23 protein-coding genes are annotated in these 25,359 nt (G+C 40.0%); 22 read left to right on the top strand and 1 reads right to left on the bottom strand.

The genetic code is table 11. The features are described 5' to 3' along the window. Positions 1 to 3 precede the first annotated feature (3 nt). From metH to IV512_RS17335, 7 genes are all read left to right on the top strand, one after another. Positions 4 to 2,694: a methionine synthase gene (gene metH / locus IV512_RS17305; RefSeq protein WP_209405655.1), complete on the top strand. Its 2,691-nt coding sequence runs from the start codon at positions 4 to 6 to the stop codon at positions 2,692 to 2,694. A 10-nt stretch (positions 2,695 to 2,704) separates the two neighbouring features. Further along, the gene (locus IV512_RS17310; RefSeq protein ID WP_209405657.1) at positions 2,705 to 2,947 is read left to right on the top strand and encodes a hypothetical protein; all 243 of its coding nucleotides are present in this window, start codon (positions 2,705 to 2,707) and stop codon (positions 2,945 to 2,947) included. A gap of 133 nt (positions 2,948 to 3,080) precedes the next feature. Further along, positions 3,081 to 4,034 (top strand): methylenetetrahydrofolate reductase [NAD(P)H], encoded by a 954-nt coding sequence (gene metF, locus IV512_RS17315; RefSeq protein ID WP_209405659.1) that lies wholly within the window; start codon positions 3,081 to 3,083, stop codon positions 4,032 to 4,034. A 95-nt stretch (positions 4,035 to 4,129) separates the two neighbouring features. Further along, positions 4,130 to 5,224 (top strand): acyloxyacyl hydrolase, encoded by a 1,095-nt coding sequence (locus IV512_RS17320; RefSeq protein ID WP_209405661.1) that lies wholly within the window; start codon positions 4,130 to 4,132, stop codon positions 5,222 to 5,224. A 17-nt stretch (positions 5,225 to 5,241) separates the two neighbouring features. Continuing rightward, complete coding sequence (locus IV512_RS17325; protein WP_245224920.1) at positions 5,242 to 6,051, top strand: head GIN domain-containing protein; 810 nt, start codon at positions 5,242 to 5,244, stop codon at positions 6,049 to 6,051. Between the two features lie 39 nt (positions 6,052 to 6,090). Then, on the top strand, positions 6,091 to 7,200 hold the full coding sequence (locus IV512_RS17330) for a serine hydrolase (RefSeq protein WP_209405663.1): 1,110 nt from the start codon (positions 6,091 to 6,093) through the stop codon (positions 7,198 to 7,200). A gap of 107 nt (positions 7,201 to 7,307) precedes the next feature. Continuing rightward, the gene (locus tag IV512_RS17335; protein ID WP_209405665.1) at positions 7,308 to 7,772 is read left to right on the top strand and encodes a hypothetical protein; all 465 of its coding nucleotides are present in this window, start codon (positions 7,308 to 7,310) and stop codon (positions 7,770 to 7,772) included. Between the two features lie 4 nt (positions 7,773 to 7,776). Here IV512_RS17335 and gldA read toward each other — a convergent pair whose 3' ends face one another. Then, on the bottom strand, positions 7,777 to 8,688 hold the full coding sequence (gene gldA, locus IV512_RS17340; RefSeq protein WP_209405667.1) for a gliding motility-associated ABC transporter ATP-binding subunit GldA: 912 nt from the start codon (positions 8,686 to 8,688) through the stop codon (positions 7,777 to 7,779). 348 nt (positions 8,689 to 9,036) lie between these two features. Here gldA and IV512_RS17345 point away from each other — a divergent pair, with 348 nt between their 5' ends. From IV512_RS17345 to IV512_RS17415, 15 genes are all read left to right on the top strand, one after another. Continuing rightward, complete coding sequence (locus tag IV512_RS17345; RefSeq protein WP_209405669.1) at positions 9,037 to 9,864, top strand: prephenate dehydratase; 828 nt, start codon at positions 9,037 to 9,039, stop codon at positions 9,862 to 9,864. After that, positions 9,861 to 11,009 (top strand): pyridoxal phosphate-dependent aminotransferase, encoded by a 1,149-nt coding sequence (locus tag IV512_RS17350; RefSeq protein WP_209405671.1) that lies wholly within the window; start codon positions 9,861 to 9,863, stop codon positions 11,007 to 11,009. Before IV512_RS17345 ends, IV512_RS17350 begins: the two co-directional genes overlap by 4 nt. 18 nt (positions 11,010 to 11,027) lie before the next feature. Further along, positions 11,028 to 11,888, top strand: a complete 861-nt coding sequence (locus tag IV512_RS17355; RefSeq protein ID WP_209405672.1) for a prephenate dehydrogenase — start codon at positions 11,028 to 11,030, stop codon at positions 11,886 to 11,888. 94 nt (positions 11,889 to 11,982) lie between these two features. After that, the gene (locus IV512_RS17360) at positions 11,983 to 13,065 is read left to right on the top strand and encodes a bifunctional 3-deoxy-7-phosphoheptulonate synthase/chorismate mutase type II (protein ID WP_209405674.1); all 1,083 of its coding nucleotides are present in this window, start codon (positions 11,983 to 11,985) and stop codon (positions 13,063 to 13,065) included. A 262-nt stretch (positions 13,066 to 13,327) separates the two neighbouring features. Continuing rightward, positions 13,328 to 14,281 (top strand): ribosome small subunit-dependent GTPase A, encoded by a 954-nt coding sequence (rsgA, locus tag IV512_RS17365; RefSeq protein WP_209405676.1) that lies wholly within the window; start codon positions 13,328 to 13,330, stop codon positions 14,279 to 14,281. A 13-nt stretch (positions 14,282 to 14,294) separates the two neighbouring features. Continuing rightward, positions 14,295 to 14,747: a D-aminoacyl-tRNA deacylase gene (dtd, locus tag IV512_RS17370; RefSeq protein ID WP_209405679.1), complete on the top strand. Its 453-nt coding sequence runs from the start codon at positions 14,295 to 14,297 to the stop codon at positions 14,745 to 14,747. Positions 14,748 to 14,828: 81 nt separating this feature from the next. Beyond that, positions 14,829 to 16,739, top strand: coding sequence for a DUF3857 domain-containing protein (locus IV512_RS17375; protein WP_209405681.1), 1,911 nt, complete (start codon positions 14,829 to 14,831; stop codon positions 16,737 to 16,739). Beyond that, entirely contained in the window at positions 16,736 to 18,721 is a 1,986-nt protein-coding gene (locus IV512_RS17380; protein WP_209405683.1) for a DUF3857 domain-containing protein, read from the top strand. The genes IV512_RS17375 and IV512_RS17380 overlap by 4 nt, the downstream gene beginning before the upstream one ends. Next, positions 18,687 to 19,013 (top strand): nucleotide pyrophosphohydrolase, encoded by a 327-nt coding sequence (locus tag IV512_RS17385; RefSeq protein ID WP_209405685.1) that lies wholly within the window; start codon positions 18,687 to 18,689, stop codon positions 19,011 to 19,013. The genes IV512_RS17380 and IV512_RS17385 overlap by 35 nt, the downstream gene beginning before the upstream one ends. 116 nt (positions 19,014 to 19,129) lie before the next feature. Then, positions 19,130 to 20,362, top strand: coding sequence for a 3-phosphoshikimate 1-carboxyvinyltransferase (gene aroA, locus IV512_RS17390; RefSeq protein ID WP_209405687.1), 1,233 nt, complete (start codon positions 19,130 to 19,132; stop codon positions 20,360 to 20,362). 226 nt (positions 20,363 to 20,588) lie between these two features. Continuing rightward, on the top strand, positions 20,589 to 21,638 hold the full coding sequence (gene queA, locus IV512_RS17395; RefSeq protein ID WP_209405689.1) for a tRNA preQ1(34) S-adenosylmethionine ribosyltransferase-isomerase QueA: 1,050 nt from the start codon (positions 20,589 to 20,591) through the stop codon (positions 21,636 to 21,638). Positions 21,639 to 21,748: 110 nt separating this feature from the next. Beyond that, the gene (gene rlmN / locus IV512_RS17400; protein WP_209405691.1) at positions 21,749 to 22,789 is read left to right on the top strand and encodes a 23S rRNA (adenine(2503)-C(2))-methyltransferase RlmN; all 1,041 of its coding nucleotides are present in this window, start codon (positions 21,749 to 21,751) and stop codon (positions 22,787 to 22,789) included. A 137-nt stretch (positions 22,790 to 22,926) separates the two neighbouring features. Next, on the top strand, positions 22,927 to 23,904 hold the full coding sequence (locus IV512_RS17405; RefSeq protein WP_209405693.1) for a polyprenyl synthetase family protein: 978 nt from the start codon (positions 22,927 to 22,929) through the stop codon (positions 23,902 to 23,904). 88 nt (positions 23,905 to 23,992) lie between these two features. Further along, a complete protein-coding gene (locus IV512_RS17410) occupies positions 23,993 to 24,553 on the top strand; it encodes an RNA polymerase sigma factor (protein ID WP_209405695.1) in 561 nt (186 codons plus the stop codon). Continuing rightward, positions 24,540 to 25,289, top strand: coding sequence for a hypothetical protein (locus tag IV512_RS17415; protein ID WP_209405697.1), 750 nt, complete (start codon positions 24,540 to 24,542; stop codon positions 25,287 to 25,289). The genes IV512_RS17410 and IV512_RS17415 overlap by 14 nt, the downstream gene beginning before the upstream one ends. Positions 25,290 to 25,359 lie beyond the last annotated feature (70 nt).

A 25,359-nucleotide genomic window follows, 5' to 3' on the forward strand; every position in this document is an offset into this window, starting at 1 on the left:
ATTATGAGTAACGAAAAACGTTTTCTGCGTTTAAGTGGCTTAGAGCCTTTAGTGGTCACCCCTGATACGAACTTTATCAACGTGGGGGAACGTACCAATGTGGCGGGTTCAAGAAAGTTTTTGCGCCTAATAAAAGAAGAAAAGTTCGAAGAAGCTTTAGATGTAGCGAGAGAGCAGGTAGAAGGGGGTGCCCAGATTATTGATATTAATATGGATGATGGCCTCATCGATGGTAAAGAGGCTATGGTTAAGTTTTTGAACCTTGTTATTGCCGAACCTGATATCGCCCGTGTTCCGATAATGATCGACAGTTCAAAGTGGGAGATTATCGAAGCAGGTCTGCAAGTAGTTCAGGGCAAATCGGTGGTGAACTCTATCAGCTTGAAAGAGGGTAAGGAAGAATTTCTGCACCATGCCAAATTAATCAAACGTTACGGGGCTGCCGTTATCGTAATGGCCTTCGATGAGGTGGGTCAGGCAGATACATATGACCGACGTATTGAAATTTGTAAGCGTTCGTACGATATTTTGGTCAACGAGGTGAATTTTGCGCCCGAAGACATTATTTTCGACCTTAATATTTTCCCCGTGGCCACAGGTATGGATGAGCACAAGCTCAATGCCATAGATTTTATCGAAGCCACACGTTGGGTACGTGAAAACCTGCCCCATGCCAATGTGAGTGGTGGGGTTAGTAACGTGTCGTTCTCATTTCGGGGCAATAACCCTGTGCGGGAAGCCATGCACTCTGTTTTTCTTTATCACGCCATAAAGGCGGGTATGAATATGGGTATTGTAAACCCGAGCATGCTCGAGGTCTATGACGATATTCCGAAAGATTTATTGGAAATGGTCGAAGATGTCATCTTGAACAGAAGAGATGACGCAACCGAACGCCTTCTTGATTTTGCTGACTCCGTGGTGGGTAAGGCAAAAGAGAGTAAGGTCGATTTATCATGGAGGGAAGAACCGTTACAAGACAGAATTACACGAGCACTGGTGAAAGGTATCGATCAATACATTCTAGAAGATGTCGAGGAAGCTCGACAAGCGTCTGATAAACCCATCGAGGTAATCGAAGGTCATTTGATGATTGGCATGAACGTGGTGGGCGACCTTTTCGGTAGCGGAAAAATGTTCTTGCCCCAAGTGGTGAAATCAGCACGGGTCATGAAAAAAGCAGTGGCCTATCTTCTACCGTACATCGAAGAAGAGAAATTGAAAAACCCGCAGGTGGGCGACGACAAGGGAAATGGCAAAATACTCATGGCGACCGTAAAGGGTGATGTGCACGATATCGGCAAGAATATCGTGAGTGTAGTCTTGGCCTGCAACAACTATGAAATCGTAGACCTCGGTGTGATGGTGCCACCGGAGAAAATTATTGAAACTGCCATTAAAGAAAATGTGGATATTATCGGCTTGAGTGGACTCATTACTCCTTCATTGGATGAGATGGTGCACTTGGCCAAAGAAATGGAGCGTAAGAGCTTTAAAGTGCCTTTGTTGATTGGTGGGGCGACTACAAGCAAGGCGCATACCGCGGTTAAAATCGACCCCCAATATAGCAATGCCGTAGTTCATGTAAACGATGCCTCAAGAGCAGTGACCGTGGTGGGCGATCTTTTGCAAAAAGAAACTTCCGGAACCTATAAGAATACCATCAAGGAAGATTACAATGTATTCAGGGAAAAATTCTTGAACCGTTCACAGCATAAAGAATACAAGTCGCTTGAAACAGCAAGAAAAAACAAGTTTCAGATTGACTGGGAGCAATCAGAGATTGTGAAACCCAAGAAATTGGGCATTCAGGTTATAGAGGATATTGATATGGAAGCATTGCTTCCGTTCATTGATTGGACACCGTTTTTCAGAAGTTGGGAACTTCATGGCCGTTATCCTGATATTCTAAAGGATAAAGTGGTTGGTGAGCAGGCCACCGAGCTTTTCGCCGATGCACAAAATATGCTGAAAGAGGTTTTGGCCAATAAAAAGCTATCGGGAAAAGGAATTTTCGGTCTCTTCCCGGCAAATACCTTATCGAACGATGATGATATTGAAGTTGAGGTAGAAGGAGAACAATTCATCTTTAGAACCCTTCGGCAACAATTGCAACGAAGGCAAGGGGTGCCAGATTATGCCTTGGCCGATTTTATCGCCCCGAAAAGCTCGGGTAGAGAAGATTATATGGGTTGCTTCTGTGTTACCACAGGTTTCGGAACCGAAGAAATTGCTGAAAAATACCGAAAAGACCTCGATGATTATAACTCGATTATGATCAAGGCACTTTCCGACCGATTGGCAGAAGCTTTCGCAGAGTATTTGCACGAAAAGGTAAGAACAGAGTATTGGGGCTATGCTTCGGATGAAAATTTGGATAATGAAGCCTTGATAGAAGAAAAATACAAAGGTATCCGTCCTGCTCCTGGCTATCCTGCGTGCCCTGATCATTTAGAAAAATTGACCATTTGGGATGCTTTAAAGGTGGAAGAACGAATTGGAGTGAAATTGACGGATAGTTTGGCCATGTTGCCTGCTTCTTCGGTTTCGGGCTACTATTTCGGTAATGCTGAATCACGTTATTTTGGGTTGGGTAAAATAAAAGAGGATCAAGTTCGAGATTTTGCCAAACGAAAAAATATTGATTACGAATATGCCGCCAAATGGCTTGCCCCGAATATTGCGGACAATTAAAGGTTGTGAAATGAAAAAATTTATAGAGGTTCATTTGGGCAGTCACAGTATCAGCCATGGCTACGATGAAAATAATGTAGAGGTTGAAGAAAGTGTATCGGTAAAGGGGTTTTCAAAGAAATTGGTTGCTGTAGATAGAATAAAATCGTTGAGCGATAAACACCTGCTTACCGATTATTTAGATGGGCGATGGATTTATTGGGAGTACCAAGAAGAGTATAACGAGCTGAGAAAATTGCTTTTGGAAGATTAGATAAGACTAGCGCTAGGGATAGAGGCGGTATCTTTTGAGTTTTGAAACTCAAAAATAAAGACGAAAGCCCGGCCGCATGGCAGCGCCCAAAATAAGTAGATAAAAGAAAGAGTTTAGCAGATATTCAAATTCAATGAAGATAACCGACCATATTAATAATGCAAAAGGGAAAACCTTATTTTCCTTTGAAATTATACCGCCTGTTAAGGGGAAGAACATTCAAGAGCTTTATAATAACATTGATCCGTTGATGGAGTTTAAACCTCCGTTTATTGATGTGACCACTTCACGTGAAGAATATGTTTATATCGATAGAGATGGGCTGTTAGATAAAAAATTGACCAGAATGAGACCGGGTACGGTCGGTATTTGTGCATCGATCAAACATAAATATGAAGTCGATACGGTACCGCATGTGCTTTGTGGTGGTTTTACTAAAGAAGAAACAGAGTACCTTTTGGTCGATTGCCATTACTTAGGTATCGATAATATTATGGCTTTGCGTGGAGATGCCATGCGTGAGGAGCAATATTTTAAACCGACCAAAGGCGGGCATAACTATGCGGTCGATTTGGTTAAGCAAGTACACGAGTTGAACTGCGGCAACTATTTGCACGATATGGTCGAAACCGACAATTGCGCCAATTTCTGTATTGGTGTCGCCGGCTACCCTGAAAAACATTTAGAAGCGCCTTCTTTGAAATCAGATTTAAAGCGATTGAAGGAAAAGGTAGATGCGGGTGCCGATTATGTGGTAACCCAAATGTTCTTCGATAATCAGAAATATTTTGAGTTCGTAGAGGCTGCCAAAGCGATGGATATCAATGTACCGATTATACCGGGCATAAAACCTATTGCCGTAAAAAGGCATCTACAGCTGTTGCCACAAGTTTTCAAAATTGATTTGCCTCAAGACCTTATCGATGCCGTTGATGCTTGTAGTACAAACAAAGAAGTACGGCAAGTGGGGGTGGAGTGGTGCATTCAACAATCTAAAGAATTGAAAGATGCCGGCGTACCTGTACTGCATTATTATTCTATGGGTAAATCTGATAACATCAAGGCTATCGCCGATAAATTATTCTAATCACTACGGTGAAGATTTAGGCGGCCCAATCGGGCCGCTTCTTTTTTGAGAAAGGGTGCTTTCTATTTCGATGTAGCTGTTTAACTTTGCCTCCCATGAATCTTAGGGTATTTCTGCTTATATTTTTTTCGATTGCTTCTATTTTTTCGCAAGAGAATGAACGGCTACATAGCTATAGCTTTGATGCGAGTCCGTTTTATGGTTCGATTATCTTGCACAATCCTGATATTTCACATTTGATATCTGAGCATCCGACTGGGGTTATACTGGGTTACAACAGAAAAACGTTCGGTTTAGAAGAATGGCAGCAGTGGTATAACTACCCTGATTTAGGGGCGTCGTTCATTTATCAAAACTCACATAACGAGACGCTCGGTGATGCCTATGGGTTGTACGCTCATTTCAACTTCTACTTCTTTAAGCGCAACCTTCAGTTTCGTATAGGTCAGGGTGTTTCGTATGCTACCGACCCCTATGACAGAGCTACTAATTTTAGAAACAATGCCTACGGTTCTCGTTTATTGAGTTCTACCTTTATGATGTTCAATTATCAGAAAGAAAATATCTATAAGAATCTGGGACTGAAATTGGGGTTGTCGGTAATTCATTATTCCAATGCCAATATAAAAGCTCCGAATACCTCGACCAATACTTTGGCATTCAACGCTGGTTTGGTATACACGCTAGACGGTGACGTAACAGAATACATAAGAAGGGAAAAGGAAAGAATTACCGAGCCGGTAAAATACAATCTTGTTTTTCGAACAGGGGTAAATGAAAGTGATAATATTGGGCACGGACAATATCCGTTTTATATATTTTCCGGATATGCGGATAAACGTGTAGGTCGAAAAAGTGCCCTACAACTGGGGGCCGATGTGTTTTTTAGTAATTTTTTAAAGGAGTTGATCGAGTTTCAATCCATTTCATTTCCCGAAAACAATATCGACGCCAATACCGATTACAGACGAGTGGGGCTTTTTGTTGGCCATGAACTTTTTATCAATAAACTTTCAATTGGCACCCAGTTGGGGTATTATGTGTATTACCCCTTCGATTTTGAAGGGAAGGTGTACAACCGTTTTAGCTTGAAACGTTATTTTGGAGATACCTTTTTCGGAGTGGTCAGTCTAAAATCACATGGTGCTGCCGCGGAAGCGGTTGAATTCGGAATAGGAGTGCGCTTATGAAAAATCAATTGATAAAATTGAACAAGAAAATAATCACATCAAGACGAAGTTTTGAAATGGTAATGGCACAGAGTCTCAAAAAGGTATGCGCACTTTTTGCGCTGTTCATAATATTAGTGGGGTGCAATAATGAATCGGCTCCCGACTGTCTTCAGAACTCCGGTGATTTGGTTCGTGAAGAAGTTCTTGTGGCAGATTTCGATAAGATTACTGTTTTTGAGAACGTATCATTGGTGCTAAAGCAGGGTGATGAGCAGAAAGTTGAAGTAGAAACCGGTGAGTTCTTATATGATGAGGTAAGTACTGAGGTTAAAGAGGGGCGCTTGCTTCTAAGAGATACGAATGACTGTAATTATTTTAGAGATTATGGACTAACAACTATATATGTTACATCCCCGAATATTACTGAAATTAGAAGCAGCACGGGTTGGGGTATTGAGAGTGATGGTGTTTTGGCATATGCTAATTTGTCCTTGATTTCAGAGAGTTTTATTAATCCCCAATCGGAAACTACCGATGGCGAATATAATTTACAACTGAATTCTCAGAGTTTGAGTGTGGTGGTTAATGGTATCGCTTATTTTCAATTGAGCGGAACAGTCGAAAATCTAAGTTTAAATATTGCGGCGGGAGATTCACGTATAGAAGCCGATAAGTTGACGGCTCAAAATGTAAGTGTCAACCACCGCGGATCAAATGATATGTTGGTAAATCCACAGGCATCGATTCGAGGTGCCATTCGCAGTACGGGAAACGTAATCAGTAAGAACAGGCCCAATATTATCGAGGTTCAAGAAATCTACAAAGGTCGATTGCGGTTCGAATAAGACCTAATACCTTTAGGGGCAGCTCTCGAATGCAGAAATATGAACCCTATTCAGAAATACCTTAGAAGTTTTTTTGCAAAAAAAAGGATAGTTGGTGATACCCCGCTTCAAGGTTTGGCGGCAGCGGATGCTTTATTGTCCGATTTAGTGAACGAGAAAAAGGTTCCGGGGCTTGCCTTAACCGTCATGAAAAAGGGAGAAGTTTTTTTTCAGAGAGGGTATGGTCATGCAAATTTGGAAAGTCGCATACCTGCCGATCCAAAGAATACTATTTTTAGAATAGCCAGCGTGTCCAAGCCTATTGCTGCCACCGCTTTGGCGACCATGGTACATGACGGAACTATACATCTTGATGCTTCCTTCTATGAGTATGTGCCGTACTACCCTAAAAAGAAATGGGACTTTACCATTCGTCAATTGGCCAGCCATACCGCTGGTATTCGAGGCTATCGCGGAATAGAATATGGGTTGAACCAAGCCTATTCTATTAAAGATAGCATTGCAATATTTCAAGATGACGACTTACTGTTTGAACCCGGAACGGGGTATCAATACAACAGTTTTGATTGGGTAATGATTTCGTTGACCATGCAAGAAGCAAGTGGTATGCCTTTTGAAAAGTATGTCGAGACTAAAGTCTTAGGGCCGTTAGCCATGAACCATACCTTTGCCCCAAACGTCAAAAATAGAATTGATACGCAATTGGAAGAAGCCCGAAGAGAATCACCGGATTTACATCTGGCACAATGCTATTCAAAGAATAGGTCTGGTTTTAGAGATGCTATTTCTGTAAACAATCATTACAAACTTGCAGGTGGAGGGTACCTCTCTACCACTGAAGATATCGCGAAATTGGGCCAAGCGTATCTCGATAATAAAGTTCTCCCCCCCGAAATTAAAAACCAATTTTTAACGGCTCAAGAAGTAAATGGGCAATCTACATACTACGGCTTAGGGTGGCAGGTAAGCAGTGATATACATGGGCGACCTTATTACGGGCACGTGGGTAATGGGGTAGGGGGGTATTCCAATTTTTATGTATACCCTGAGCACGAAATGGTTTTCTCTATTCTTATCAATTGCACTGACCCTAAAGTGCAAGATGACTTAGATAAAATAGTGAACGCCCTCTTCACGCCAAGTACATGATTATCAATATTTCTAAATGTGTGTTTCTTCGGAATAAAAAGTAATCGAGAAGATAAACTCATTACTTTGTTTAAAGATTATTAATTAATTTTAAACAAAAAACAGTTATGAAAAAGAATATTCTATTTGCACTATTTGCTATTGTCGTATTTGCTCAAACTACAATGGCCCAAGAGATAACGGTTTTTCAGGGTATGTGGGGGCCGGAATTTTACCAAGATCAAGAAAAATTGACTTGGAAAGAGATCGATAAAATCATGACCGAAAGCCAAGTGGCCCAAACGAACTGGCAAAAATCTAAGAAAAACCTGTTGGGAGGCATGTTGGTCGGCACGCTCAATTTCGGCTCGGGAGTTTGGTTTATCGTCAACGAAACGGACAACAAACCTGTAACTGGGCCTGTAATCGCCTTTGCCGCGACGGGATTAGTGGGTTCTATATTTTATCATGCCGCACTTAAAAATAAAAAGAAGGCTATTCTGAACTATAACGAAAGATTAGATAATACAACTTCATTTCGTTTGGTGCCGACCAGTAATGAAAACGGAATAGGGTTGGCATTAAAGTTCTAGAAGTTTATAACGTCTCGGTAGGCCTAGCAGTAAGTTCTGAAAATAAGCTTTCCAGATTTTTGTTCTTTCTGCTCAATTGCAAGGTCTTCAGCTTATTGTCGTGGGCAAAGTCGAAAACCGCAGGGCGCATGTCCGTGGCAGTGCTAAAGGTGATTTCATAGACAAACCCTCCAGAGTTTTTTACATTTTTTACGTGGGGTAAACGCTGTAGAAAAGCTTCTTCTACTCGGTAATCAAACTCTACTTCGATAATCTGTTCATCGTCCTCTCGAAGTTCTGCCAATTTTTTATCGGCTACCAGATTCCCTTGGTTAATGATTAGCACTCGATCGCAAACGGCTTCCACCTCTTTCATAATATGGGTAGATAGTAGTATGGTTTTTTCTTTCCCAATTTCCTTAATAAGCTTACGTATTTCAATTAGTTGATTGGGGTCAAGGCCCGTTGTAGGTTCATCAAGAATCAATACTTCAGGGTCGTGCAATAATGCTGCCGCTAGCCCCACCCGTTGACGATATCCTTTAGAAAGTTGTCCAATCTTTTTATGTGCTTCAGGTGATAGCCCCGTTTGTTCTATGACTTCTGCAATTCGGTTTTTATCCGTTTTATAGACATCCGCATTGAATGCGAGATATTCTTTAACGTACATTTCTAAATAAAGCGGATTGTGTTCCGGTAAATATCCAATACTTCTTTGAACATCTTTTCTGTGAGTTGAAACATCATAAGAGTTCACTTGGGCTTCTCCCTCATCAGCTTGATGATAGGTGGTCAAGATTTTCATCATGGTCGATTTACCTGCCCCATTCGGCCCCAAAAAACCAACTATTTCTCCTTTTTCAAGTGTGAAAGAGATACGGTCAAGCGCTTTTTGTGTACCAAAAGTTTTTGAAATGTTCTTGACAACGATGGACATGATATGCGTTTTTAAGTAGGATGAATAATCGGAATTCAAGCAAAAATGAGGGTTCTACCTGAAATCTCAATTCAAAAATAGCTAATATCTCCTGTAATTTTAGGCTGTATTGGCTTTCTAATTAAAAAAATAAGTTCTGACAATTTGATTTTTAAATATAATTGTTACTTTAGCCGAAGTTTAAGTGTACAATGTCAAATCAATATTTCTTTAACGGTTTTTATTTCTACTTCTTTTTTAAAAGAGGTGTGGGACTGTTATAGAATATTGAAACCAAGATATTATGTAGAAGTCCCGTGAAAAACGGGACTTTTTTTATTTAAAACTAATTGATTTTTTAACCGACAGATGAATTTAAAGATAGCCATACAGGGAATCAAAGGCTCTAACCACCATCAGGTAGCCAAAGAGTATTTTCATGATGATAGCCAATTGGTAGAATGTATGTCTTTTGATTTTTTGGTAGATAGACTATTGGATAAAACCGCTGATGTCGGAGTGATGGCCATAGAGAATTCGATTGCGGGGTCAATCATTCCGAATTATGCTCTTGTATATCACCAAAACCTACACATTATCGGAGAACATTACCTGAATATCAACCACAATTTGATGGTGCTGAAAGGGCAAGGTATCGACGATATTGAAGAGGTGCGATCACACCCGATGGCTTTGTTGCAGTGCAAAGAGTTTTTTAGAGATTACCCTAAGGTCAAGTTGGTAGAAGATGTTGATACGGCAGAGACTGCCAGGTGTATTCAAGATGGAAAATTGAAGCATGTGGCGGCAATCGCCCCCCAAGTTGCGGCCGACCTATATGATTTGGACATCGTAGCGCCAGAGATACAAACCATCAAGAATAATGCAACTCGTTTTATTATTGTAAAGACAAAAAATAAGGAGTTACCAAAGGAGGAAATCAACAAGGCTTCGGTACGTTTCGTTACAGGGCATAAGCGCGGTAGTTTAGCGGCTGTGCTTAATGTTATGAGTGACTGTCGATTGAGTTTGACCAAGATTCAGTCATTGCCCATAATCGAGACTCCTTGGAAGTATTCCTTTTTTGTTGATGTCACTTTTGAAGATTACGAATACTTTGAGAAATCGAAGTCGCTGTTGAACATCATGGCGGAAGACTTTAAAGTTTTAGGAGAATATAAAAATGCCAGAATATGATACATACGGCAAATCGTTTACATACAGTTGAAGAATATTACTTCTCTAAAAAATTGAGAGAAGTACGTGGCCTAATGGCCGAGGGTCGCCCGATTATCAATATGGGTATCGGTAGCCCTGATTTGGCACCCTCCAAAGAAATTATAGAAAGCATTCAGAATGCCGTGCTCGAAGGCGGGGCACATCAATATCAAAGCTATCAGGGTTTGCCCGAACTTCGTGAGGCCATCGCCAATTTTTACAATACTAAGTTTGAGGTAATCGCTGATCCGGCGACTGAGATATTGCCATTAATGGGATCAAAAGAGGGTATCATGCATATAAGTTTGGCTTTCTTGAACGAAGGCGATGCCGTGTTGATCCCTAATCCCGGTTATCCGACCTATACCTCTGTGGCAAAATTGGTGGGGGCAGAAGTAAAGTATTATAACCTAACTGCCGAAGGGGGTTGGTTTCCTGATTTGGAGGCACTTAGCGAGCGTGACCTGTCAAACGTAAAAATCATGTGGGTAAGTTATCCACATATGCCGACAGGGGCAACGGCAACGACGGCACAGTTCGAAGAATTGGTAGCTTTTGCCAAAGAGAAAGACATCCTTTTGGTAAACGATAACCCATACAGCTTCGTATTGAATGATTCTCCGGGCAGTATTTTATCGGTCGCTGGAGCGAAAGATGTGGCATTGGAACTTAATTCTCTGAGCAAAACCTTTAATATGGCCGGTTGGCGTGTGGGGATGGTCTTAGGTAGTGAAGACCACATCAACGCCGTACTCAAGGTGAAGAGTAATATGGATTCTGGTATGTTCTACGGAATTCAAAAAGGTGCAATTACCGCCTTAAAGAGCGACCAGAGTTGGTTCGATTCGTTAAAGGAGGTTTATAGTTCACGAAGAAATCTGGTTTTTGAGCTGGCCGATAAGTTGAACTGTTCTTATGAGTCGCAAGCAGTTGGAATGTTCGTTTGGGCTAAGCTGCCCGCAGGAAGCAAATCTGCAGAAGAATTTATCGATGAAGTGTTATACGATAAGAACATTTTTATCACCCCTGGAACCATTTTCGGAAGCAATGGTGAAGGGTATATACGCTTCTCCCTATGCGTGACCGAAGATAAGATTAGAGAAGCGATAAGTCGATTTAATTAAAGTTGAAGAGAAGATAACATGAACGTTTTCATTATAGGTATCGGGTTGATAGGAGGTTCTTTTGCGAAAGATATTAAGCGTTTGCGCCCCGATACCAATATTTATGGTGTTGATACGAGCGAAAGCCATTTAGATGAGGCGCTGCAATTGGGCATTATCGATAAAAAGACTGAGTATTCAGAACTGGCCGTGGCCGATATGGTGATAGTTACCATTCCGGTCGATGTGATGGTCGATGAGCTTCCTAAAATTCTAGATGCCGTAAACGACGATTGTGTGGTTTTTGATGGAGGTTCAACGAAGAGTCTTATTTGTAGCGTAGTAGAGAACCATCCGAAGCGAAGAAACTTTTTGGCAGCTCACCCCATTGCGGGAACGGAGTTTTCAGGCCCATCTGCAGCTATAGAAAATTTGTATGCTGGCAAGACCAATATTATTTGTGAGGTAGAGAAGACCGCTTTTAAATTGCAAGAGCGTGCTTTAGAGCTTTTTCAAGAAATGGGAATGCGTATTCGGTATATGAATCCGCAGGCTCATGACAAGCACATTGCCTATGTGTCGCATTTGTCACACATCAGCTCGTTTATGTTGGGAAAGACGGTTATAGAGAAAGAGAAAAATGAACGTGATATTTTTGACATGGCGGGCAGTGGTTTTGAGAGTACGGTCAGGCTGGCCAAGAGTTCACCGGCCATGTGGACGCCTATTTTCAAGCATAATAAAGAGAATGTGGTGGAGACCTTGGAGGAATATATACAGAACCTTCAAGAATTTATGCAGCTGCTGAAAAGTGATGATTATGAGGGAATCTATAAGGAAATGAACGATACGAATAAAATAAAGGAAATTTTAAACGGAATACCATTAAACAATAAGTAAAACTAGAGAACAAGTACAAAGTCAAAAAGGAAGAGTAGAAGCCCCACGCGTTTTTTAACGACCTTGCTGTCTTTATTGCAGAAAAATCAAAACAATGGAAAACAAGAAAGAAATGAGAAAATGGTTGGATGATTTAGGCTTAGATCATCCACTGGTAATAGCTGGCCCTTGTAGTGCTGAGACCGAAGAACAAGTATTGGGTATTGCCCACTCTCTAAAAGATACCGATGTAAACTATTACCGTGCCGGTATTTGGAAACCCCGTACACGCCCAGGTAATTTTGAAGGTGTGGGGGCCCTTGGTCTTAAGTGGTTACAGCGAGTTAAAGAAGAAACCGGTATGAAAACAGCTACCGAGGTAGCGAACCGTGCCCATGTTGAGTTGGCTTTAGAGCATGATATCGATTTATTGTGGATCGGTGCCCGTTCAACGGTTAGTCCGTTTATCGTTCAAGAAATTGCCGATGCCCTAGAAGGTACCGATAAAGTGGTTTTGATCAAAAACCCGGTAAACCCTGACCTTTCATTGTGGTTGGGTGCCGTTGAGCGTTTATATACTGCAGATATTAAGAATTTGGGTGTAATTCACAGAGGTTTCTCTACCTATGCTAAAACGAAGTATCGTAATATACCTGAGTGGCAAGTAGCTATCGATTTGCAGACCAGATTTCCTGATTTGCCTATCATCAATGACCCATCGCATATTACAGGTAAGCGAGATATGATTTTTGATGTTTCCCAAACGGCTCTAGATTTAAATTTTGATGGTTTAATGATAGAGACCCATCACGACCCTGATAATGCATGGAGTGATGCTGCACAGCAGGTAACACCTGATAGTTTAGTTCAGATCATGACAGATTTGAGAATAAGAAAAGAAACCGACAGTGAAGCGGAGTACAACTCTAAGCTTGATAATTTGCGTGCTCAAATCGATATTCTTGATGGTCAATTGATTGAGACCATGGGCAATCGAATGAAGATTTCAGACAGTATCGGTGAATTGAAAAAGCAAAAGAATGTTGCTGTACTTCAATCGAACCGTTGGAATCAAATTTTAGGAGCTATGATTCTAGAAGGAGAATCTCAAGGTTTGAGTGAAGAGTTTGTTTTGAAAATGTTCAAGGCCATTCACCAAGAATCTATAAATCACCAAGAAAAAATTATTAACGGATAATTGATTCGAGAATAATTAGGTATTGAGCAATCTGTTTCTACACCGTAAAGGTCAGAAACAGATTGCTTTTTTTTTGCCGATCTTTTCTGGAATCATATACGGTAATGAATATGATTTTACCGCTGGCTGAGGTGTTTCATGATTTAATTATGTGCTTATTATGAAGATGTTAGCGATGAATAAGGCAGTATAAGCACAGACAGTAGTCTTTAAATCGCTTTATATAAAAGTATTGCTTTTCTTTGCATTGTAAATCAAATGAATGATAGGAACCGTATATAAATCTACAGGCAGCTGGTACACCGTTAAGAATGATAGCGGTACTTTTTTCGAGTGTCGTATTAAGGGTAAGTTCCGTATTCAGGGTATTAAAAGTACCAATCCGATCGCGGTGGGCGATATCGTAGAATTTGATGTTGAAAAGTTAGGTGACGATACGGTAGGTATCATTCACGAAATAAAAGACCGTAAGAACTATATCATCCGTAAATCGGTCAACCTCTCCAAGCAAACACATATTATTGCGGCTAACCTAGACCAGGTTTTTCTTTTGATTACGCTGAACAACCCTACAACATACACCATATTCATAGACCGATTTTTAGCTACTGCCGAGGCCTATGAGGTGCCGGTTGTTCTTCTGTTCAATAAAATAGATGCCTATGATGATGAAGAACTGGGCGAAATAAAATTTCTAGCGGCACTTTATCGTGAAGTAGGCTACACTTGTATCGGTATTTCGGCAAAAACGGGGAAAAATGTAGACAAGGTAAAAGAACTGATGACCGAAACGACGAGTATGTTCGCAGGGCATTCGGGAGCCGGTAAGTCTACTTTAGTCAATGCCCTTGAGCCAAATTTAAAGTTGAAGACCGCAGAAATATCCGAACAGCATTTGCAAGGCCAGCACACTACTACTTTTGCTGAAATGTATGATATGGATTTCTCAGGAAGAATTATCGATACCCCTGGTATAAAGGGCTTTGGTATCGTTGACATGGAAAAGGAAGAAATAGGAGACTATTTTCCAGAGTTTTTTGCGCTTAAGGGTGATTGTAAGTTCAACAATTGCTTGCATATCGATGAACCTAAATGTGCCGTAAAGGAAGCGCTGGAGAATGAAGAAGTCGCGTGGAGCAGGTATAAAAGTTATGTGCAGATGGTGTCGGGCGAAGATGAAAATTACAGGGTAGATATACACGATACCAAAAAGTAATTAACGATTATATATGCGTGCAGTAATACAAAGAGTCGCTTGGGCCAGTGTTTCGGTCGATGGCCAAAAGATAGCTGAAATTAAAAACGGTCTTCTAATTTTACTGGGTATCGAAAATGCCGATAGCCAAGAAGATGTTGAATGGTTATCTCGTAAAATGGTAAACCTAAGAATCTTCAATGATTCTGAAGGAGTCATGAACGAATCGTTACTTGATATTAACGGAGATGCCATTGTTGTAAGTCAATTTACATTGCATGCAGCTACCAAAAAAGGAAATCGCCCATCTTATATTAAGGCGGCCAAACCTGATGTAGCTATACCACTTTACGAATCTTTTGTTCGACAAATAGAACTTGATTTGGGTAAAAAGGTGGGCACGGGAGTTTTTGGAGCCGACATGAAAGTCGAATTATTGAATGATGGGCCAGTAACTATAACGTTTGATACGAAGAACAAAGAATAGTACTATTTTGTCGAGTATTTCTTGATTTATGTAAGAAAAATAGGTGATTTGTTGGGTGATTAATTACCAACCGACTCACTAATGCGCTACTTCTTCTTACTTCCTTTTTATTTCTTAAGTCTTCTAGGCTTTTCTCAAGACTCTGATTATCAGTTTGATTTGTTGGATTCTGAACTTGTCGAAAATGCGAATGCAATATTTAGGCAAGATGAGATGATCATAAGTATACTTTCAAAAAAAGACTTGGTATTAAGACGCAAGAAAGTCATTACTGTGTTGAACGAATTGGGTGACCAATACGCAATGGCTTATGTGGGTTACGATAATAGTCGTAAAATTAAGAGTATTAGTGCTACGGTATACGACTCATTTGGTAACAGAATAGAAAAGATTAAAGAGAAAGATTTTCAAGACTTTAGTGCTGTTGATGGTAACACCCTTTATTCAGATTCTAGAGTAAAATATTACCGGTATACTCCAATTCAATATCCCTATACCCTTGAGCTCAATTACGAGGTGTCTACCAAGAACACTGGTGAAATTCCTGCCACTTGGCTTTTTTTAAAAGATTTTATGGTGAGTACCGAGCAAAGCAATTTGGTTATCAACTTTGCCAGCCCCGATTTAGAACCTGTTTTAAAAGAGAAAAATTTAGAGGGAATTGAGGTATTGAAAAATAAAACTACCCAAAGTATTCAATACAGTGTGGGGAAGGTAAGGGCGTTCAAAGAAGAAAGCCTGTGCCCTTCTTTTGAAAAGTTGGCACCGCACATTAAAATAAGACCGGTCAACTTTCACTATGAAGGTTATGACGCTTCTATTAATAATTGGTCCGATTTGGGAATTTGGATGTCTGAAAACCTACTCAGAGGCAGAGACGAACTTCCGGCAGCAACAATATCTAAAGTAAAAGCCTTGACCAGTGGAATTGATGATAATCTGGATAAGGCAAAAATTGTGTATAAATACGTTCAGGAGAACACAAGATATATCAGTGTTCAAGTGGGTATTGGGGGTATACAGCCCATAAGTGCCATTGACGTAGATAGGGTAAAATATGGTGATTGCAAGGGGCTTTCCAATTATACCAAAGCCCTGTTGAAGGCCGTAGGGGTAGAGGCCTACTATGTGCATGTAGAAGCGGGTAGAGATCAGGTGAACTTTGATCAAGACTTTCCTGATTTAGCTCAGGGCAATCATGCAATACTTGCCATACCATACAATAATCAATACTATTGGATAGATTGTACTTCTCAGGTACATCCTTTTGGTTTTATCGGCGATTTTACCGATAACAGAAAAGTATTTGTAATTAAGCCCGATGGAGGGGAAATAGTTACTACTTCCTCTTATCTCAATGAACAGAACTTTCAACTCACCGAAGGTTTGTATACCCTTTTCGAAGATGGCAGTATTCAAGGAGAGCTAGAAATAAGCACAAAGGGTATTCAGTATGATGATAGATTTACTTTGGCTGATCAATCCGAAGAAAAAATTGAAAAGCATTATAAGAAACATTGGAATAATATCAACAACTTGAATGTAGGCTCTTACCAGTTTGAAAATAATCGAAACGAGGTGCGTTTTACAGAGCAACTATCTCTAAGTGCAGCGAATTATGCCTCTAAAAGCGGAGATAGATTACTCTTTGCTGCCAATGTTTTCAATAAGCAACAATATATTCCGGCGCGTTATAGAAACCGTAAGCTTCCCTTTGAAATTCAGCGAGGTTTTTTAGATGAAGATAAGTTTACGATAAGCATTCCCATTGGTTTTGGTATAGAAGCAATACCTGAGGCGATAAACATTGATAATAAATATGGCTCATACAACTTGTTGATTGAAGAGATAGACGGCAAAATAATTCTTAAAAGAAAATTGTTGGTCAAATCTGGAACCTACGCCAATACCGATTATTCGGGGTTCCGAGATTTTATGAAGAACGTTTCAAAATACGACAACTCTAAAATTGTGATAAAACCTATTCTATGAAAACTTCGAAAGAACTGATGTGCATGGTCGGTCTATTTCTATTGACGACCGTTCAAGCCCAAGAAATTGAATTCGGTAAAATAAGCAAAGAAGAATTGCTTGAAAAAGAATATGCACTTGACCCTGAGGCTGAAGCCTTAGTACTATACCGAGGTCAAAATACCTATTTGCAATCAGCAAGCGGTATTACCAGAATGATTACCGAAGTTCATGAACGTATTAAAATTTACTCGAAGAAGGGCTTTTCACATACTACCGAAAGTATCAATTTATACAATAGAGGGTCAGATAGAGAAGAGGTAAGAAAACTGAAGGCCTTTACCTATACACTAGAAAATGATAAAATAGTTGCCTCGGAACTTGACAAGGATCAAATTTTTGAAAATGAATATAGTTATAACTATGATCAAGTGAAGTTTACGATGCCGAATGTCAAAGAAGGTTCTGTAGTTGAATTTAAATATAGTATTAGCTCTCCGTTTATTTGGAATATAGATGAGTTCCGTTTTCAGCGAGATATACCTATAAAACACCTGAAGGCCGAATTAAGAACCCCTGAAGGTTTTAACTTCAAGCAAACGCAAAAAGGGTTCTTTCGACTAAATGCCAAAATCAGTAAAAAGCGTGACCATAGATTAGGTAGAGATGTAGTTATAACGAGCTTTGACTTAAGTAACATTCCGGCGCTTAAGGCCGAGAGCCATGTTGACAATATCGACAACTATAGAGCTGGTGCCATGTTTGAGCTGGTCTCTATCGATATACCTGGCGTACCCTATAAAAGTTATGCGCAAAGTTGGGCCGATGTAGCTAAAACGATAGGTAGCTCAAGCGATTATAAAAATGAGCTCGACAAGACCCGCTCTTTTAAGAATGAACTGGAAAGCATGTTAGTGGGTAAAACCGATTACCTAGAAATTACAAACTTGCTTTTTAAATATGTGAAAGACAATACCGAATGGAACGGGCTTGATGGTAGTTCGTTTCAGAACGGTCTGAAAAAAACCCTCAAAGAGAAGAAGGGAAATGCTGCTGATATAAATCTGCTGTTGGTGGCTATGTTAAGATATGCAGGGGTCAAAGCAAACCCTGTCATACTGAGTACGAAAGAGAATGCCATTCCCATGTTTCCGACCCTCGATAGGTTGAATTATGTAATTGCCCATGCTTCCATTGATGGCAGGGATTTTTATATGGATGCCACCGAAGAATTCAGTGATATAAATCTATTACCGATCCGTGATTACAATTGGGGCGGTCTATTGGTCGATAACCACAATAAGGTTTGGAAGCATATTTCACATATTGCGCCGAAAAAAGCGGAAAATATTTATTCGGTCAATTGCCAAATAAATGAAGATGGTTTCGCTGAAGGTAGTTACAAATCGAGATTGACCAACCACAGCGCCTACCAATTTCGTGAGAAGTTTAAAGGTTATGACCTTGATGAGTTCTTGAACGAACTCGAGAGTATATATTCAGGTATTGAGATTTCGGAATATGATGCAAAAAATACGGACACTTTTGATGGACACCTGACTGAAACATTTGCTTACGAAACTGAAAATGGGGCTGATATTATTGGTGATAAACTATATGTAAATCCCCTTTCCTTTTTAAGAATAGAAGAAAATCCGTTTAAAACGGATAAGCGTGAATATCCTATAGATTATGGTTTCCCGTTCAGGGATCGATATATGATTACTATTACAATTCCGGAAGGTTACGCAGTTGAATCACTTCCCGCGAATCTGCACATGAATCTGCCTAACGATTTAGGTACTTACAAGTACGTTATAAAAAATGTTGGTAATAAAATTCAATTATCCGTTACCTTTGAAATAAATAGTGCGGTAATATCAGCACTGAATTATTTAGAGTTAAAGGAGTATTATAATCAGATGATAATAAAAGGTTCGGAACAAGTTGTTCTGACCAAATCGACGGATGAGTATAAAGAAAGCGCAGCAGGAAGTAGATAATTGGATCAACAATCACGGGGTTCGATATTTCAACGAACTTACTAACATGGCCCAACTGACAGAAGAGGTCGGTGAGGTTGCACGTATTATTGCCCGTAGGTACGGTGAACAGAGTGAAAAGGAGTCTGATAAGCAAAAAGACTTGGGCGAGGAATTGGCAGACGTGCTATTCGTTACTCTTTGTTTGGCCAATCAGACCGGGGTCGATTTACAAGATGCTTTTGATAAAAAATTGGAGTTGAAGACTCGCCGCGATCATGACCGTCATCATAACAATGAAAAGCTCAAATAGTAGTATATTTGCCGCTTAATTCAGGCCGTTGTTTTTAGATAGTCGAGAAGCGTTCTTATTTTTAATCGTCGCTTTTTCAGAAAATTTAAAATGAGGCCATAAACCTCTGATTACTCTTGAAGTTACATTTATCAGCCCCTGCCAATTTATTATTGCAATCGAAAATTCAGATTACCGGATCTAAAAGTGAAACCAATCGGTCATTACTGTTACAGGCCCTATACCCGAATGTGAAAATAGAAAACATCAGCAATTCAGATGATGCTGAGGTAATGCAAAAGGGTCTTAATATTTCTAATGGTGTGGTCGATATTCACCATGCCGGTACCGCCATGCGTTTCTTAACGGGGTATTTCGCTTCTCAAGAGCATAAAGAGGTTGTTCTCACGGGTTCTCAGAGAATGACCGAGAGACCGGTAAAAGTATTGGTAGAAGCTTTACGCAGTTTAGGGGCAGATATCACTTATGAAAAAAATGAGGGCTACCCGCCGATCAAGATAAATGGTAAAAAACTTTCTGAAAGTAAAGTAAGTCTGCCGGCAAATATTAGCAGTCAGTATATTTCGTCATTATTGCTTATGGCGCCGAGCCTAGAAAACGGACTCGAATTGGAGTTGGTCGGTAAAATTACTTCAGTGCCATATATAAAAATGACATTGGCATTGTTGTCGCAGCTAGGCATAGAAAATTCTTTCTCTGGCAATACGATTATCGTCGCTCCCAAGAAATCGGTCGATGATGCTACCTTGGTTGTAGAGTCTGACTGGAGTTCAGCTTCCTATTTTTATAGTATAGCCGCCTTATCTGATATTGGGTCGACCATTAAATTATCTTCGTATAAACAAAACAGTTTACAGGGCGATAGTGTATTGGCTAAAATTTACGAAAAGTTGGGCGTAGAAACTGTTTTTGAAGAGAATTCTATCCTCTTGAAAAAAACAGGGCAGCCTGAAATGAAAAGTCTTAATGTTGACCTGGCCGATGCACCTGATATTGCCCAAACTATTTCAGTTACTTGTTTTGGATTAGGTATAGGCTGTCATTTAACCGGTTTGCATACCCTTAAAATTAAGGAAACCGACCGCTTAGAGGCACTATATGTCGAACTTTCTAAACTTGGGGCTCCTATTTCGGTAACCGATAAAGACTTGACCTTGCAGCCTTCCGGCAATATAAAAAGTGGAATAGCTATAGATACTTATAACGATCACCGTATGGCCATGGCTTTTGCACCTTTGGCCCTTAAGACAGAGCTTCTTATTAATGATGCCGAGGTTGTTTCAAAGTCCTACCCCGATTACTGGAACGATTTAAAACTTCTACAGTTTAAAATTCAAGAGATTCGTTAATCTTTCACCTATTTTAACACTTTATTTTAGAGTAACTCAGCATATAATCGAGCTGCTAAATATCTCCAAGTAATATAATCATCGATTTACTTGACAACGCCTATCTGCACATCGTATATTTGCAGCCGCAAAACTTTTAACTTAGGCGTATTACGTAAATCTGTCTCCTATATTTTGGAGCTGTTTTTTGATAAACGCTTTTAGATAGAAAAACTAATAACCCAATATGAAATTATCACACTTCAATTTTGAGCTTCCTGACAATTTGTTGGCCGAGTACCCTGCAGAGAACAGAGACGAGTCAAAACTTATGGTCATTCACCGAGAAACGGGAAAAATTGAGCATAAAATGTTCAAAGACTTGATCAATTATTTTGATGAAGGCGATGTTATGGTATTGAACAATACCAAGGTTTTTCCGGCACGTTTGTATGGAAACAAGGAAAAAACAGGCGCTCGTATCGAGGTGTTTTTGTTAAGGGAATTGAACGAAGAACAACGTCTTTGGGATGTGTTGGTCGACCCTGCACGTAAAATCAGAATCGGTAATAAATTGTATTTCGGTGATGATGAGACCTTGGTAGCAGAGGTTATCGATAATACTACTTCACGAGGTAGAACACTTCGTTTTTTATATGACGGTTCTTACCTTGATTTTAGAAGAAAACTAAGAGATTTGGGTCAAACTCCGCTTCCGAAGTATATCAAAAGAGATGTAGAGCCAGAAGATGAAGAGCGGTACCAAACCATTTATGCCAAGTACGAAGGTGCCGTTGCTGCGCCGACTGCAGGCCTTCACTTTTCGAAGCACTTGTTGAAACGTTTAGAGATTAAAGGTGTAGACTTTGCCGAGGTAACCCTACACGTAGGTTTAGGTACTTTCAACCCGGTAGAGGTCGAAGATTTGTCTAAACATAAAATGGACAGCGAAGAGCTGGTTATCGATGAGAAGGCCATCGAGACCGTAAATCAGGCCAAAAAAGAAAAGCGAAGGGTTTGTGCTGTTGGTACAACAGTAATGAGAGGTCTTGAGAGTGCCGTATCTTCGGAGCATACACTCAATACTTTTGATGGTTGGACGAACAAGTTCATTTTCCCTCCATACGATTTTAGTATTGCGAATTGTATGATTACTAATTTCCATTTGCCGAAATCTACCTTGTTAATGATGGTTTCTGCTTTTATGGGGCATGATTTAATGAAAAAATCGTACAAAGAAGCAATTTTAGAGCAGTATAAGTTCTATTCGTACGGTGATGCGATGTTGATCATCTAATATATTATTCCGCTATTTCGAAAAAATCGGAATTGAAGCGGTAACTACTAAAAATCCCTTCTTTATCATTAATTGAAAATAGAGAAGGGATTTTTTTTACTTTTCAAACTGTGGAGGCAAAGAAGAAAGACATACGGGCACTGACCAAAGAGCAGCTGAGAGATTTCTTTGTTTCTCAGGGAGATAAGGCCTTCCGAGGCAACCAAGTATACGAGTGGCTTTGGCAGAAATCTGCGCATTCGTTCGAGGGTATGACCAACCTTTCGAAAGCTACGCGAGATATGTTGGAGGCCAATTTCGTGATCAATCACATTAAGGTGGATCAGATGCAACGAAGTAACGATGGTACCATAAAAAATGCCGTTCGTTTGCATGACAATTTGGTAGTAGAGTCGGTTTTGATACCCACAAGTTCGAGAACCACGGCATGTGTTTCAAGCCAAGTGGGTTGCAGCCTAGATTGTCGTTTTTGTGCTACAGCTAGGTTAAAACGTATGCGCAACTTGAATCCTGATGAGATATATGATCAGGTTGTGGCTATAGATAATGAAAGTAGGTTATATTTCGACCGGCCGCTAAGCAACATAGTTTTTATGGGGATGGGTGAACCCTTGATGAATTATAACAATGTGCTCAAGGCTATCGATAAGATTACCTCTACAGAAGGCCTGGCCATGTCTCCTAAGCGTATTACCGTGTCTACTTCGGGTGTACCCAAGATGATCAAGAAAATGGCAGACGATGGGGTCAGGTTTAAATTGGCGGTATCGCTTCATTCGGCCATAGATGAAATACGTACTCGAATAATGCCTTTCAATGCGACCTTTACCTTGGCCGATTTGCGGGAAGCTTTGGAGTATTGGTATGCTAAGACCAGAAGTAGAATTACCTACGAATATGTAGTTTGGAGGGGCATTAACGACACCCAAAAAGATGTGGATGCCTTGGTCGATTTTTGCAGGTTTGCACCTTCAAAAGTAAACCTCATCGAATACAACCCTATTGATGATGGCGAGTTTCAACAAGCATCGAATTCGGCCATCGATATGTATGTGAATACGTTGGAAAGAAACGGTATTACGGTAACTGTTAGACGTTCACGGGGTAAAGATATTGATGCCGCTTGTGGGCAATTGGCTAACAAACAGTAATTTAAGTTTACTTGTGTTTTTAAGACCAGTTTGTATGGTCAATTTGATTTTCCATTCTGCGGATATAGCGGTATACTGAAGCAATTTTTCCTAAATTTACCCTTTCACTTTTAAATCGTGAGAATAAACCGAACTGCTTGAAAATTGTAGCGCAAATAAAAGAACCGGTAAGTCAAGAAATGGAACTTTTTGAAACAAAGTTTCGAGAGGCCATGTCTTCAAAAGTGGCGCTATTAAATAGAATTACCTATTACATCGTAAACAGAAAGGGCAAGCAAATGAGGCCCATGTTCGTTTTTTTAACGGCGAAATTGCTTAGTGATGGGGAGGTGAATGACAGAACCTATCGAGGTGCTGCAGTAATCGAATTGATTCACACGGCTACCTTAGTGCATGATGATGTGGTTGATGAAAGTGGTAAACGTAGGGGGTTCTTTTCAATCAATGCACTGTGGAAAAATAAGATTGCAGTTTTAGTTGGCGATTATCTTTTATCTAAAGGCCTATTGTTGTCAATCGACAATGAAGATTTTGACCTTCTTAAAATTATTTCCGTAGCAGTGCGAGAAATGAGTGAAGGGGAGCTTTTACAAATCGAAAAGGCAAGACGCCTTGATATTACCGAAGAAGTGTACTATGATATTATTCGCCAAAAAACGGCTACGCTTATTGCAGCTTGCTGTAGTCTAGGTGCTTGTTCGGTAAAACCGGAATCTTCAGATGTAGAGAATTTTCGCGAATTTGGTGAACTCTGCGGTATGGCTTTCCAGATTAAAGATGATCTTTTCGATTATGGGGAAGCAAAAATCGGCAAACCAACAGGTATTGATATTAAAGAACAAAAAATGACCCTGCCGCTCATTTATACCTTGAACAATTGCTCAAAGGCAGAAAAGCGATGGCTTATCAATTCCGTTAAGAATCATAATAAAGATAAAAAGCGTGTCAAAGAAGTGATAGCTTTTGTGAAAGATTGTGGCGGTCTCGAATATGCAGTTGAAAAAATGCTAGAGTTTAAAGAGAGGGCGCTTGCTCTTTTAATGGCCTATCCTGAGTCTGAATATCGAAGTTCTCTTGAGCTAATGGTCAATTATGTAGTCGACCGAAAAAAGTAAAATCGTCTTTTCACGTATAATTTTATTGCCTAGGCAACCTTTTTCAATTGAGCTGCGTCTATCTTTATAGAGACCATCACCTGAACCATTGAAAATTATTTCTTTATACAATAACGAGAAACAGCTGATACGCAAATCGATTTCTGGAAAGCGTGAAGCTCAACAACGGCTTTATGATAAATATTCGCCGGTGATGCTAAGTGTATGCAGACGTTATGTGAAAGATATACATTTTGCCGAAGATGTTATGGTTTCCGGTTTTGTCAAGGTATTTAAGAGTTTGAAAAGTTTTAGGGGAGAAGGCAGTTTTGAGGGGTGGATACGCAAAATTATGGTGAGGGAATGCATTTCACATCTACGCAAAAATCAATTTGTAGTTTTTGATGATTGCGCTTTTGAAAAATTAGATTTTAAGACCCAAAATGAAAATCAATTTGATGCCGAGTATATACAGCATTTAATCGATGCGCTGCCCGACGGTTACCGTACAGTGTTCGTGCTCTATGCGGTAGAAGGCTACAAACACCACGAAATAGCACAAGAACTTGGTATATCACAAAGTACCTCTAAATCACAACTGTTCAAGGCCCGTAAATGGCTTCAAGAAAAATTAAAAGAACAAAATAGTATAGGTCATGCAACCAGATAAATTTGATGAGTATATAAAGAATAGGCTGGATCAGCGAAAGTTGCAACCGTCTACCGATGCTTGGGAACGAATTCAAAAACAACTTGAAATCAGTCCGAAGCCTGTTCGAAAGCCCTATTTTAAATATACCGTGGCTGCCAGTTTAATTGGTTTTCTACTGGTCTCGATTAGCTATTTTAAAGACAGACAAGGGGCGAAAGAGCCAGTAAAGGTGGTTGATACGGAGAAAATGGAAACTCAACTTGATAATTCAGTAACGACCCAAGAAAGTGAAATCGTGGTCAAAAATCTTGAAATGGATGAGGTGGCGAAGAGCCGTAACCATGAACAAGAGCAAATTGTGAGTGTGAACTCTGAATATACTTCTCCACCAAATGCTGGGCATGTGATGGTCGAAGATCATGTGAAAGACGATTCAAAAGAGATTTTACTCGCCATAGACACCTCTGAAGTGCTCATAGATACTAAAATCGAAGAGGTCATAGCCCAGGTTGAACTTCTAGAAAAAGGCGACACTACTGTTTCAGATGCTGAAATAGATTCTTTGTTGCAAGAAGCGCAACGTGAAATTGTTCTACAAACCACAATTCACCATAGTGACGGTAAAGTAGATGCAATGGCTCTGTTGGCAGGTGTCGAAGATGAATTGAATCAATCGTTTAGAGATCAGATTTTCGAGACCCTTAAAGATCGTTTTCTCAGGGTGAAAACAGCAGTGGCCACAAGAAATCAATAAATTAATATCATAAAGTTTTCGACCTCGTTCACTATGGGGCAGGGCGGAGTTTGTTCATCAATCACTAATC

It is taken from the genome of Pseudozobellia sp. WGM2 (assembly GCF_017810075.1).
In the GTDB taxonomy this organism is placed as follows: Bacteria; Bacteroidota; Bacteroidia; order Flavobacteriales; family Flavobacteriaceae; genus JADNYK01.

Bases quoted from the DNA above. Each gene is read 5' to 3' on its own strand.
- IV512_RS17330 (WP_209405663.1), top strand. From the start codon at position 6,091: ATGAACCCTATTCAGAAATACCTTAGAAGTTTTTTTGCAAAAAAAAGG.
- gldA (WP_209405667.1), bottom strand. From the start codon at position 8,688: ATGTCCATCGTTGTCAAGAACATTTCAAAAACTTTTGGTACACAAAAA.
- IV512_RS17320 (WP_209405661.1), top strand. From the start codon at position 4,130: ATGAATCTTAGGGTATTTCTGCTTATATTTTTTTCGATTGCTTCTATT.
- IV512_RS17380 (WP_209405683.1), top strand. From the start codon at position 16,736: ATGAAAACTTCGAAAGAACTGATGTGCATGGTCGGTCTATTTCTATTG.
- IV512_RS17355 (WP_209405672.1), top strand. From the start codon at position 11,028: ATGAACGTTTTCATTATAGGTATCGGGTTGATAGGAGGTTCTTTTGCG.
- metH (WP_209405655.1), top strand. From the start codon at position 4: ATGAGTAACGAAAAACGTTTTCTGCGTTTAAGTGGCTTAGAGCCTTTA.
- IV512_RS17415 (WP_209405697.1), top strand. From the start codon at position 24,540: ATGCAACCAGATAAATTTGATGAGTATATAAAGAATAGGCTGGATCAG.
- IV512_RS17385 (WP_209405685.1), top strand. From the start codon at position 18,687: ATGAGTATAAAGAAAGCGCAGCAGGAAGTAGATAATTGGATCAACAAT.
- IV512_RS17360 (WP_209405674.1), top strand. From the start codon at position 11,983: ATGGAAAACAAGAAAGAAATGAGAAAATGGTTGGATGATTTAGGCTTA.
- IV512_RS17335 (WP_209405665.1), top strand. From the start codon at position 7,308: ATGAAAAAGAATATTCTATTTGCACTATTTGCTATTGTCGTATTTGCT.
- IV512_RS17345 (WP_209405669.1), top strand. From the start codon at position 9,037: ATGAATTTAAAGATAGCCATACAGGGAATCAAAGGCTCTAACCACCAT.
- rsgA (WP_209405676.1), top strand. From the start codon at position 13,328: ATGATAGGAACCGTATATAAATCTACAGGCAGCTGGTACACCGTTAAG.
- IV512_RS17310 (WP_209405657.1), top strand. From the start codon at position 2,705: ATGAAAAAATTTATAGAGGTTCATTTGGGCAGTCACAGTATCAGCCAT.
- IV512_RS17375 (WP_209405681.1), top strand. From the start codon at position 14,829: ATGCGCTACTTCTTCTTACTTCCTTTTTATTTCTTAAGTCTTCTAGGC.
- IV512_RS17350 (WP_209405671.1), top strand. From the start codon at position 9,861: ATGATACATACGGCAAATCGTTTACATACAGTTGAAGAATATTACTTC.
- metF (WP_209405659.1), top strand. From the start codon at position 3,081: ATGAAGATAACCGACCATATTAATAATGCAAAAGGGAAAACCTTATTT.
- dtd (WP_209405679.1), top strand. From the start codon at position 14,295: ATGCGTGCAGTAATACAAAGAGTCGCTTGGGCCAGTGTTTCGGTCGAT.
- queA (WP_209405689.1), top strand. From the start codon at position 20,589: ATGAAATTATCACACTTCAATTTTGAGCTTCCTGACAATTTGTTGGCC.